General features: G+C 56.2%; 11 protein-coding genes. 5 read left to right on the plus strand and 6 right to left on the minus strand.

Going from position 1 to position 12,027, the window contains the following annotated elements:
* The first annotated feature begins 1 nt into the window (after position 1).
* Together ACA075_RS18315 and ACA075_RS18320 are read left to right on the plus strand one after the other, a co-directional pair.
* Positions 2 to 1,345, plus strand: a complete 1,344-nt coding sequence (locus ACA075_RS18315; RefSeq protein WP_497294414.1) for a TolC family outer membrane protein — start codon at positions 2 to 4, stop codon at positions 1,343 to 1,345.
* 87 nt (positions 1,346 to 1,432) lie between these two features.
* A complete protein-coding gene (locus tag ACA075_RS18320; protein ID WP_497294416.1) occupies positions 1,433 to 1,657 on the plus strand; it encodes an NAD(P)-binding protein in 225 nt (74 codons plus the stop codon).
* Between the two features lie 54 nt (positions 1,658 to 1,711).
* Here the strand turns inward: ACA075_RS18320 and ACA075_RS18325 are convergent, their stop codons facing one another.
* Together ACA075_RS18325 and ACA075_RS18330 are read right to left on the minus strand one after the other, a co-directional pair.
* A complete protein-coding gene (locus tag ACA075_RS18325) occupies positions 1,712 to 2,635 on the minus strand; it encodes a universal stress protein (protein ID WP_497294417.1) in 924 nt (307 codons plus the stop codon).
* A gap of 107 nt (positions 2,636 to 2,742) precedes the next feature.
* Positions 2,743 to 3,984: an MgtC/SapB family protein gene (locus tag ACA075_RS18330; RefSeq protein WP_497294419.1), complete on the minus strand. Its 1,242-nt coding sequence runs from the start codon at positions 3,982 to 3,984 to the stop codon at positions 2,743 to 2,745.
* A gap of 275 nt (positions 3,985 to 4,259) precedes the next feature.
* Between ACA075_RS18330 and ACA075_RS18335 the strand changes: the two genes are divergently transcribed.
* Positions 4,260 to 5,186 carry a universal stress protein gene (locus ACA075_RS18335; RefSeq protein WP_497294420.1) on the plus strand — a complete coding sequence of 309 codons (927 nt, stop codon included), beginning with the start codon at positions 4,260 to 4,262 and terminating at the stop codon, positions 5,184 to 5,186.
* A 70-nt stretch (positions 5,187 to 5,256) separates the two neighbouring features.
* Here the strand turns inward: ACA075_RS18335 and ACA075_RS18340 are convergent, their stop codons facing one another.
* The 3 genes from ACA075_RS18340 to ACA075_RS18350 form a co-directional block, all read right to left on the minus strand.
* Positions 5,257 to 6,615, minus strand: coding sequence for an MATE family efflux transporter (locus ACA075_RS18340; protein WP_497294421.1), 1,359 nt, complete (start codon positions 6,613 to 6,615; stop codon positions 5,257 to 5,259).
* Between the two features lie 173 nt (positions 6,616 to 6,788).
* Positions 6,789 to 7,790 carry a hypothetical protein gene (locus ACA075_RS18345; protein WP_497294422.1) on the minus strand — a complete coding sequence of 334 codons (1,002 nt, stop codon included), beginning with the start codon at positions 7,788 to 7,790 and terminating at the stop codon, positions 6,789 to 6,791.
* Between the two features lie 277 nt (positions 7,791 to 8,067).
* The gene (locus tag ACA075_RS18350) at positions 8,068 to 9,459 is read right to left on the minus strand and encodes an MFS transporter (RefSeq protein ID WP_497294424.1); all 1,392 of its coding nucleotides are present in this window, start codon (positions 9,457 to 9,459) and stop codon (positions 8,068 to 8,070) included.
* Between the two features lie 550 nt (positions 9,460 to 10,009).
* On the opposite strand from ACA075_RS18350, the gene ACA075_RS18355 reads away from it, so the two are divergent.
* Both ACA075_RS18355 and ACA075_RS18360 read left to right on the plus strand, forming a co-directional pair.
* On the plus strand, positions 10,010 to 10,942 hold the full coding sequence (locus ACA075_RS18355; RefSeq protein WP_497294426.1) for a GGDEF domain-containing protein: 933 nt from the start codon (positions 10,010 to 10,012) through the stop codon (positions 10,940 to 10,942).
* A 414-nt stretch (positions 10,943 to 11,356) separates the two neighbouring features.
* Entirely contained in the window at positions 11,357 to 11,593 is a 237-nt protein-coding gene (locus ACA075_RS18360; protein ID WP_497294428.1) for a hypothetical protein, read from the plus strand.
* 79 nt (positions 11,594 to 11,672) lie between these two features.
* Here ACA075_RS18360 and ACA075_RS18365 read toward each other — a convergent pair whose 3' ends face one another.
* Positions 11,673 to 11,948 carry a hypothetical protein gene (locus tag ACA075_RS18365; RefSeq protein ID WP_497294430.1) on the minus strand — a complete coding sequence of 92 codons (276 nt, stop codon included), beginning with the start codon at positions 11,946 to 11,948 and terminating at the stop codon, positions 11,673 to 11,675.
* Positions 11,949 to 12,027 lie beyond the last annotated feature (79 nt).

Below are 12,027 nucleotides of genomic sequence, written 5' to 3' on the forward strand. Positions count from 1 at the left end.
CGTGAGCAGCCGGGGTCGGTTCATCGGTTTCGTCGCCCTGTTGGGCCTGGCTCAGTCGGTGGCGGCGCTGGACCTTCGCGAGTCCTGGAACCTGATGCAGTTCCAGGGCCCGACCTATCTTTCTGCCGGTCACGAACGCGATGCCGCGCTGGAAAACCGCACTATCGGTCAATCCGGGCTGCTGCCGAAAATCGGCATCACCGCCTTCGACAACCACATCAACGGCACGCAAAAGCAGCCGGATTTTTTCGGCAATAGCCAGACCAATGACCTGAACTACAACTCCCGGGGCGCGACACTGCAACTGCGCCAACCGCTCTTCAACAAGCAGAAAATGGCCGAGTATCGCCAAGGCGAATATCAGGCCGAGTACGGTGTGGCGGTGTTCGACGGCAAGGCGCAGGATGCGGCCGTTAAGCTGGCCGGGCGCTACTTTGACGTGTTGCTGGCCCACGAGACCGTGGAACTGGCGACGGCCAAACTCAAATCATTCAATGAACAAGTGGCTTCGACCCAACGGCGCAAGGACCTCGGCGACGGCACCATCACAGACGTCGACGAAGCAGTGGCCCGTCGTGACCTGGCCCAGGCCGAGCTGATCGAAGCCGAAGACAGCGTGACCGTGGCACGGCGCCTGTTGCAGGAATACCTCGGGCAGACACCCGATGAAATCGCCACCCTGCAAGACTCCTTCCCCACGCCGCCGCTGCAACCGGACAATCTGCAGGAATGGATTATTCGCGCGGGGACCGACAGCCCCTCGATCCGGGCCCGCCGCTTGAACGTCAACACCGCCGACGAAGAAGTGGCCAAGGCCAAGGCCGGTCACTGGCCGACCCTTGATCTGGTGCTGGGCTACACCGCCGCCGACAGTGAAACCCTGTCCACGCAAAACCAGCGCAACCGCTACAGCTCGGCTGGCGTGGAGCTGAATATTCCGTTGTACAGCGGCGGCTACGTCAGCGCCCGCGCCCGGCAGAGCGTCGCCACCCGGGATCAGGCCGAAGAAGACCTGAATGCTACTCGCGAAGAAATTATTTCCGGCACCACCCGGGAGTTTCGCGGCGTGCAAAGCGGCGAAGCGCGCATACGCGCCTTGGAAAAAGCGGTCAAATCCAGTGAGCGCTCACTGGAATCCTCGAAAAAGGGTTTCCTGGCCGGCTCCAGCACCAACGTCGACATCCTCAACGCCCAGGAACAGATCTACACCGCCCGGCGTGATCTGTTCGAAGCGAAGTTGCGTTACCTGCTGGCCAAGCTGCGGCTGGCGGCCGATGTTGGCGCATTGGGGGATGACGACATCGCCAGTGCCAATGCCTACCTGGGGCCGAGGTTGGCGTTTTGAACCGCTGCACCGAACGCTTGAGCAACATCAACAAATAGCCGATCCGCTTCGGGTATCTTGGCGAGACTCTGCGCCCTGAGGATTCGCATGCCTTCTACCCCCATCGAAGTGGACGTCGCAATTATCGGCGGTGGCCAGTCCGCACTCGCCGTGGCTTACTTTCTGCGCCGAACAGGGCGTTCGTTCGTGATCATTGACTCGGTGGACGCCGCCAGCAATGCGCCGATGCGCGACCTGGCCAAAGCGCTGGGTTTCGAGACGCACAATGATCCCGATGACACCCGTCAGGTCATTCACCGTCTCTACCTGTAAAAAATCGCCCCGCGATGTTCCGGCCAACGGTTCCATCGCGGAGCGATCCAGCCTTCAGGATTGCAAAACCCGGCCCGGTTTGATCGCCAATACGCTGCAAGGCGCCCGATGCAACAGTTGCTCGGCCGTGGTCCCCAGCAGTTTGTTCAACCCCTTGTGTTGCACCGTCCCCATCACGATGACATCGGTGTGGTGATCGGCGGCAAAGTCACAAATGCTCGTCAGCGGCGCGCCTTCGATGAAGTGGCGATGTTCCGGCGCTACGCCGTGGCGTTCGCCAATGGCCGCAAACGCTTCGTGCTGGGCCGAGCCCAGGGTTTCATAAATCCCGATGGCCAATGGCAGCGCGCCGAAGCCAATGTCCTGGGCATACACGGCCGTCCAGTCATACACATGCACCAGCTCAAGCGCCGCACCACACACGCTGGCCAGCTTCGCCGCGGCGTCGATAATCTGGTCGTTGAACACGTGGTCCTGATCCTCGCTGCGTAACACATCGATGATGGCCAGCACGTTGCGCGGCTTGGGGTTCAGGGCGTTGGTCACCAGGTGCACCGGCACCGGGCAATCGCGCAACAACTGCCAGTCCAGCGGCGTGAAAAATACGCGCTTCAAGGCTGACTCTTCCTGCGCATCCTTGATGATCAGCGCCAAGGGCATCTCGTTGACGAAATGCAGGATTTCTTCATACGGATGCTGCACCCAGACCACCTCGCTGGTGACCTCGACGCCGTGCTTGCTCATCAGCGCGGCTTGCTCGGCGAGCCATTGCCGATGGGTTTGCAAATACCCGTCCCGGGCCAGGCTGATCTGTTCCGGGGCAAACAACCCCGCCACCGCCAGGGCCTGCAAATAATCGAAGGCGACGATGTGCAACGGCATCTGCATGGCCAGCGACAACGCTGCGGCTCGGTCGAAGGCCGGCGTGTGGGTCATGGCTGGGGGAGCGATTAACAGTAAACGCTGAATCTGCGACATGGGCACCTCGGCACGTGGCTGTCAGGATGGGAGTGAACAGACGTCCAGAGTGAGCGTTCCGGGTTAACGCGACTTGATCTTTGTCAGCTACCGGGCAAGACGTGCGGTCAGAGCAACAGAAGGCCCGCCCACATCGCCAGCGTCAGCAACACCTGGCCGGGCACCACATACGCGGCGAACCGGCGCCCGCCGCTGACCCAGGCCACCACGCATTTGCTCAGGGAATTGCTGCTGACCGCGAGCAGCACAGGCGCGGAAATGGCATCAAACGGCAACAACCCGGACTTGGCCAGGGCCGCAATCGAGGCCGTCGAGGCATGGGCATCGGCGAACCCGGTGAAGGCCGCCGTCAGCATCACCCCCACCTCGCCGAAGTAACTGAGCATCATCGACGACAGGAACGTAATGCCGGTCATGGTCAGCGTGACCACCACGGCCAGCTTGAGGTTGAAGGCCCCACCGACCTTGATCGGCTGGCTGGCGCCGGTCGCCGGCTTGTGAAACATCAGGCACAGGCCATAAAGCGCGGTGGCGGCGGTCCCGCACAACAGCGGTCCCCACAAGTGACGCAGCAAATCGGGGTCAACCGCCCCCAGGATCAGGCCGACCTGCGTGAAGGTGGCCAGGTTGGACACTATCGCCGCCGCGCTGAGGGTCTTGATGTTGCCGGGCTCCTTGCTGACCAGATGCCCCATCGCGGCAATGGTCACGGTGCTGGAAGCAAAACCGGAGGCGATGGCACTGAGCGCATAGCCGTAACGGCTGCCCAAGGTACGCACGGCAATATGCCCCACCGCGCCTATTGCCATCAGCAGCACGGTCAAGGTGCAAATGGTCCGCAGATTGATCGCCGAATAGGGGCCGATGAAGCGGTCCGGCGCCAACGGCAGCACCACCAACGCAGCCACCAGCAGAACCAAACCGTCGCGCAATTCCGCTTCGGTCAATTGACTGCGCGCAAAGTGGTGCAACTTCTGCCGATACGCCAGCAACCCCGCCATCACCACGCCGATGGCAACGGCCAACTCCGGCGCGGTGACGCACAACGCACCCAGTACCAACACCGTGAGCAAGGCCACTTCGCTGGTCACACCCGGGTCATCGCTCAGGCTGCGCCAGTACGCCACGGTGACCAGCAGCGCTACACAGGTGGCCATGATCCCCAGCAGCAGGCCGCCGCCCACTTGCATCGCGCCATAGCCCAGCAACGCGGTAATCGCGAACGTGCGCAAACCGGCACAGGCACGGCTGTCCCCTCGCCCCTTGTGCCGTTCGCGCTCAAGACCGATGAGCATGCCGATCCCCAGCGCAGCCGCCGCGCCGGCCATGCCGCCGAGGGTTTCATTCATTGGACTCTCAATCCGGATAGGCCCGGGGACACCTGCATTCAATTGACGCCAGCGTGCGCCAAACCGTTCATGCCCAGGTTGATCATGATCAACCTCTTCGAGTATGGCCCAGGCGACCACATGGCGTCCGCTCCCGCGCTGGCACGCGCATGTTTGACAAAGATCAAGCGGCCCCTCCCGGCGGTCCGCCAATATGGGCCTCAGGTAAACGCTCCAGCCAACCCTCGCGGCCATTTCAGGCCTGCGTCTGTGTGAAGACCCAAGGGAGAATTGTCATGACCGAACAATCACGCTTCATGCTTATCGCTTCGCCCCTGATGGAAAACAGCCCCGCCTTCGACCGGGCCGCCGCGCTGGCCAAGGCAGAAGACGCGGCGCTGCACATCGTCGCGTTCGACTTCCTGGAGGGCCTGGCCACCGCCAGCCTGGTCAACCGGGACGCCCTGGAGCAGATGCGCCTCGGGTACGTGGAGCGCCATCGCCAGTGGCTGGAAGAACAGGCCCGCCCCTTGCGCAAAATCGGCGTGACCGTTACCACGGAAGTGGTCTGGGTCGAACGTCCGTTGCAGGAAATCCTGATCCACCTCAACGAGCAGCCGATGGCCCTGGTGATCAAGGCGCTGGAACACGAATCGCTGCTGTCGCGGATGTTGTTCACGCCGCTGGACATCCACCTGCTGCGCGAATGCCCGGTGCCGCTGCATTTTGTCAGCAACGTGCAACACGCCTTGCCGCGCCGGATCGTCGCGGCGGTCGACCCGTTCCATCGCGATGGCCAATATGAAGGCTTCAATGACCGCATCCTGCATGAAGCGGTGAAGCTGGGCACGGCCTGCAACGCTCAGGTCGACGTGGTGTACGCCTATGACCTGTCGTCCATCGGCGCCGATGAATTCGGCTTCGGCGACGCCACCAAATTCTTCTCCTCGACCACCGCCAAAACCCTGTTCGACGCGCAGGGCGAAACCTTCAATGCGCTGGCCGAACGCAACGGCATTCCGCCGGAACAGCGGCACATGGTGATGGGCAACCCGGCCAAAGTCCTGGCCAGTTACGCCGATGCCTACAACGTCGACGTGATCGTCATGGGCCGGGTTGGCCACCACGGCATCGGCCGGCTGATCGGCAGCACCGTGGAACACTTGCTGTACAAAATGCCCTGCAGCGTGTGGGTGGTGTCGCCGGAAATCATCGAGGAATAAGCAACGACCGCGCACCATCCAAAAAAATGGGCCGCCGTTTGCACGGCAGCCCATTTTTTATGGCGCAGTTCTACACCAACCGCTCAATCGCCTGATGCTTCCAGACCTTTTTGTAATACGCCGTCTGCAACACCAGCATGCCCAGGTACGCCACGGGAAAGGCCATCCATACGCCCTGCAACCCGAACCGCGCATCCAGCACATACGCCACCGGCAACTGCACCCCGACCACGCAAAAAATCGAAATCGCCATCGGCACCAGTACCGAACCACTGGCGCGCATGATGCCGCCGACAATCGCCTGGAAGCCGAACACCAACAGACTCCACAGCATGATGTGCAACAGATGCTCCGCCATCGCCCGGGTCGAATCCTCGGTGAGAAACAACCCCAACAACCAGTGCGACAACAGATAACCCAACACCACCAGGCCGCCGGTCAGGCACACATTGATCAACAGCCCCGTGCGCAGAATCGGCCCCATCCTCTCAAGCCGCCCTGCCCCGATCGCCTGAGCACCAAGGATCGATGCGGTGATCGCAATCGACAGCGCCGGAAACTGCACGTAATTGACGATCTGCGTCACCGCCCCATACGCCGCCGTCGCCTGCGAACCGTGCTGATTCACCAGCGCCAGAATCACCAACTCCGACACCGACAACACCACCATCTGCAACCCGGTCGGCAAACCGATGCGCAACACCTTGCCGAGAATCACCAGGTCCAGACGCATCGCCGCAAACATCTCCCGATCCGGCGCCAACGGATGCCCCTTGCGAATCAACCGCCACGCCAACCACCCCATCGCCGACAAATTCCCCGCCAACCCCGCATACGCGGCACTCTGAATCCCCATCATCGGCAACCCGAACCAACCCCGAATCAACGCCGGCGTCAGCGCCAACCCGATACACGTCGACACCACCAACGCAATTAACGGCGACACCGTATCGCTCACGCCGCGCAGCAACTGGGTGAACAGCACATAGACAAGGAGCGACGGCATGATCCACATCATCACGTGGGCGTAGGACACGGCGTCGTCGAGCACATCGGCCGGGGTTCCCAACCCCTGCAACGCTGGCCTTGCGAAGACGCTGCCCAATATCGCCGCTACCAGACCGATCATTGCGCCCAAGAGCAGCGTGGTGCCGGCGATGGTTTTCACCAAGTGCGGCTCGCGTGCGCCCCAGGCTTGGCCGATGAGCACGCCCGCACCTGCGCCGAGGCCGATGACCAGGGCGATGAAGAAGAAGACGATGGGGAACATGCCCGAGACGGCCGCCAGGGCTTGGGTGCCGAGCATTTGGCCGATGTAGATGCTGTTGATGGTGCCCGACATGGATTGGAGGAAATTGGAGAGGACCATGGGGGCCAGGAAAAGGAGGTAGGTTTTCCAGAGGGGGTTTTGGGTGGTTGGGGTTTGCATTGAGGGTCCGTCTCGGGTGTGGGCTGGGGCTTGGCCGAATTCTACGCTAGGGAGCTGACACCAACGCGCCCCCATTTCGAAGAGAGAGTATGGACGATGTCAGCTGTCGGCCAAAAGCAGCCATCGAGTGCCTAGGAAAGCCGAGACAACTGACTATGGGCGTTTGATTGCTGTTACAGGTGCTCTGCCAGCCACTGCTCTCGGTGTCGCTGCTTACGCTGCGCCTTCTGTTCTGGTAGGTCGAATGCCCTGAGGTGGGCAACTCGAGTTTCAATCTGTTTATTCAGTTCAATGCGTAACGCTGGCACCCCATACGAGTCTTCGGCATCTCGGATGAAATATGACCGTTCTTCTTCAAGCGAGATCATTGAGTTGTGAAGCCTGGCAAGCTCACCTCCCAAGTCGTCCGATTCCGTTTTCAGGACCTTCAAAGTCTTACCTGACTTCTTCAAGTCGAAAAACTCGGCCCGATCCTTCTGAGTATCCATGATGCGCTGCTTAATCAACCCCAAATTAGCAATGATTTGCTTCAGCGCCTGATTCAAGGCATGGATAGCACTGTTGGCTTCGTCGATCCCCTCTTTTGCCTCGTTAACCTTCTCAAATACCACCTCCCGGTCACTTTTGGCACTATCCAAAGAATTTTGGCTAATCCCGAAAAACGAATATTTTGGAATCTCTCGATTCTTTTTGCCCAACAAAACAGGGTGCCGGTTGGCTTCCGCGTACCAGCTATCAATTTCGTTCTGAAGTTTGTGAAGTTTTTTATACAGCTCTCTTTTCTCCTCGTGGATAGAATTGAGGCACTCGTACTCGGATGATTTTTCTGCTCTTTTCAGCTGAATTTCACTGTGGAGCCGACTTTTTTCTGCGTACAGGGCTTCGAGTTCAGCGCGATAGTCGCGCTGAAAGAGGCTTACTAGACGCTTGGAATAAGTCACTTTGGGCTGCAGCGCTCCGAACGCCCTTTCTAGCAGATCACGGTCAGCATTGAACTTTGCAGCCGTCTCGTTTTGAACGCGCTTCAAGCGCTCGACTAGATCGGCTTCCATCCCTTGTGTAGGGAGTTGATCGTAGGCCTCCGTAACATAGCGGTAGCGCTCTGCTTCCTCGAAACGAGGCCAGTCAAGCTGAATGCGAAAATCGCGACGAATTGAGGAAAGCCATTTCAGCATTGAGGGGAAACCATCTTCATCCAGTGCACCGAAGAGATTATCGTCCTCAACATCTGCCGCCTACCATGCGCAACGAAAAAAAGGTATTTGGCGGGATGCCTTCAGTAAAGTGCCACCAATGCGCGCTCCGCACTGAGGTGTACCGGCTTCGGTTCCTATCACCCTTGAACGACCGATTTGGTTCGATTATTGCCGATGGCGAGGTCGGCAATCGGCTGATCGGTCATTAAGCGTATTTACAAAACGTGGTGCGATTCAGTTCATGGCGGTTGCCAGCTCAAGTTCGGACAGCAACGACTCGGGCAAAGCTTGCAATGCTTGCAATGGCTGCGAATGCAACTGCCCCCCATAACGCAAACGTTGCTCCATGCTCGCTCGATAACATGAAGCAATAAGCAACCAGCGCTGCACCAATTGCCTGTCCAACTAACCTTGACGTAGCAACCATGCCGCTTGCACTGCCGGCACGTGTCGGTGGCACGCTACCCATAAAACCTTTGAGGTTAGGTGCTTGAAAAAAACCAAACCCAATGCCTGACATACCCATGCGCCAGCTTATATTCAAAGTCGACGGATCATCAGGCATAAGTACTAGAGCTACCAACCCAAGGGCCAGTATCGAAAGACCGACTCCACCTAATGCGCCGGGAGAATAGTGATCACTCAAACGGCCGGCAATTGGGGCCATTATTGCTACCATGACAGCCCATGGCGTCAGTAAGAAACCAGCCTCTACCGGCGATTTTCCAAGCGTCGTATAGAAATAAAACGGCAGGGCTACGAACGCCAGTCCTTGTGCTGCGAAGGTGCAAACAGACGTCACGACAGAAAGCGCAAACATGGGTCGACGGAGCAGATCAATCGGCAGCATTGGCGCCTTATGACCTGCCTGCCGATGCATGAGCAGTGCGAAGAACAAGGCTGTGCCCGCCAATTCCATGGCAAGGGTAGTGAATTTTTCTTGGTGGGCTGCATCGCCGAATAACAAAATCAAAAAGCTGAACGCGACTATGTTGTAGAGGGCAGTCAGACCATCAAACTTGTGGGTCGCCCGGCGGGTATCAGGCAATACTTTGCGCCCCAGGAAAAGTGCGACTAAGCCGAGTGGAACGTTGATTGCGAATAACCACGACCAACTGGCGACTGACAAAATAAGGGATGACAAGGTCGGCCCTATTGCAAAAGCGACTGCAACCACCAAGGCGTTGGTCCCGTAACCACGTCCTAGCAAGCGCGTCGGGTAGATGGCTTTAAGCATGGCTGTATTCACACCCATAACGGCGCTAGCCCCAATTCCTTGTAACAGCCGAGCTATGACCAGTGATGGCAACGACCACGCCAGAGCACAGGCAAGTGATGCCAATGTGAATAAGAACAGTCCGAAAAGTAGAACCCGCCGGTAAGAGATGATTTCACCCAATGCAGCGAACGGGAGGAGCGTTGCGACCATCGCTAACTGATAGACGTTGATGATCCAAACCGATGATGCGGGTGTTGTCTGCAATTGAGCAGCTATTGCAGGTAAAGCGACATTGGCTATTGCGGTGTCGAGTGATGCCATGGCGACACCGATCGCCAACGAAAATATCGCGAGGCGACGGGCGTTTTCAGGCAACCCATCTGGCTGAGAAGTGACGGTCTCTGCATCCATTGTTGTTTGTCTGGACATGCTGGCTCCAAGATGTAGAGGAAGTGGTTTCTTCTATCAAGTTTGCTTCGTTGGCATTGCTCATTGGGTGGTGCTTAGGTGAGAAGCAATCTTCCGTCGTTTGCTTGATAGCGTCCAAGACCGATATACAATCCTTTATATAGGCCCAGCCTATAGTTAAAAATGTCGTGTGTTCTCGATCGCAGCGAGACATCCATTGACCAATCGCCGCCTTACGCGAAAGTCAGCTTTGTGGCGGTTTCTGCCTGTCGTGACCGGCAGAAATCGGCCAAAAACTACCAAGCGGTCGCTCGAAAAAGAGGTGAACAGTTAAGCCTTTAGTACTGATGCCCTAATGCAGATCATTTCTGACGCAATCAGTCAACCAGGGCCATTTCTGCGGAGCTTTTGACTGAAATCAATCGCAACGGCTCTCAAAAGCATAAAAAAAAACACTATGTATTTTTCCAACGACTACACTTATACATTAAGCAAGTTAATTAACTGCGCTATCTAGTTACTACACCCGATTTAAACAGCACCCCCATTCAATCCTACTAACGGAATTTGCATGAAGATTGAAATCCTTAAACAGGCAGTTATGGATTCGCGAGATGGCATCACCATCTCCGACAATTGTATTGATGACAATCCGCTGATTTTTGTAAACCCTGCTTTTGAACGCATGACCGGTTACTCGCTTGAAGAAATCACTAACATTAATTGCCGATACCTACAAAAAAACGATCGGGAACAGCCTGAACTTGAAATTATTCACAATGCCGTTAAAAAAGGTGAGCACTGCCTCGTAACCTTGCGAAACTACCGCAAGGATGGAACGATGTTTTGGAATGAGCTAAGCATATCTCCAATTCATGATAAAAATGGGGTTGTAACCAATTTTTTAGGTATACAAAAAGATGTAACACCTCGCATGCTAATACAGCAGCAACTTCGAGACGAGCATCAGTCCCTCGAGGAAATGAAAGCACACTTCGAACAACTATCCATAAAAGATGGACTGACAGGTATTTACAATCGTCGCTTTTTTGATACACAGTTCGAAATTCAATGTAAAATTGCATGCCGCAACAGCGACTCATTGACGCTTGCCTTGATTGACGTTGATAACTTCAAGTCATTCAATGATATCTATGGGCATCAAGCTGGCGACGAAGCATTAATACGTGTCGCTGATAGTTTGAATAAGTCTTTTCAGCGAGGCTCTGATTTTGCAGCCAGGTATGGCGGTGAAGAATTTGTGATTCTTTCCAACGGCATGACGGAAGACCAATCAGCTCGGCACGTCGAAACCCTATGCCAACTAGTGCGAGACTTGAGAATACCGCACTCTGCTTCCAGCACAGGATACTTAACTATAAGCGTTGGTTTTTCAGTACATACTTTTGGTCCACTGCACCCGTCCAACGCACTACTGGCCCGAGCCGATAAAGCTCTCTACATAGCTAAAGAACGGGGTAGAAACCAATTTTTTAATCTTTAGGTTCTGTACGAAGCTCTGGAGAAAATGGTTTTTTGTTCAACATAATGTCGCGCCCTAAAGGGCCTGTTTGAGGGTCACCCAAGTCCGTTTGCGGCCGGCAGTAATCGGCTAAAAGCAGACACTCTTGGCAGTACTTGGCGATGGTGTTTTTGACGAATGGCTTTATGAAGCAAAGCAGTATGACGCTCTGATACATTCGCCCTTTTTCAGGAGGGAAAAATTATGCGAAGGGTTCTCGCAACGGGGGCACTCTTGCTGGCCTTGGGCGGATGCGCAACATCACCTATGCGGGTTTCTGAAGCGCGGCCAGTGCCGGCCAATGAGATGTATGCGATCAAAAGCCAGAGTACGAGAGAGTCGGGACGCCTGACCATCTTCCGTGATGACGGGTTTGTCGGTTCGGGATGTGACGCCATGTTCTACATTGATGGGCAGCGCGCAGCCAAGATAGGTCCCGGTCAAAAGGCATCTTTCGTTTTGCCTACCGGTGAAGTGAATCTCAGTGCCGGGCTCGCCGAGTCTGGATTATGTGCGGGTGCCGCGATCAAAACGGTCGCGGCCAAGATCAAGCCAGGGAAAGAAGTGATTTATCGAATCAACTGGGATACGCAAGGTTTCTACTTGGGCCCTTACGTTGAATATGGACGTTGAGCCCAGACCGTTCTGGCTTGTTTCGCACGCTGCACCACCCCTTACCCAAAGTAAATCCATCACCTTTGCCGATCTTGTTTTATTTCAGTTCCGTTCTTATTTCGGTTCCGGGCACGAAAAATTTACCGGGATCATCGACCTTCTTCAGGTCAACCAAGGCTCGGCAAATGCAATGTGAGAATTGCTTCTGCAACGTTTCGGGGTCTGTCCATGCGATTTGCGATGCTGGCAAATGTTGTGCCTCGGTCGATTTATAGCAGACACAATTGTCTAGTCGGGTGACGCCATTATCATTTGTGCTCTGACAAGCAGTGGTCAGCAAAGAAATCGCGATGAGCATGACGAAACGTTTCATTGGCTCCCCTCCGAGGCTGTTGTGAAGGGCTAACGCTCAAGATCGGACAGGATGTTATAACGGCGTGGTGCCCTGAAGG

Source organism: Pseudomonas sp. LBUM1663, assembly GCF_059695905.1.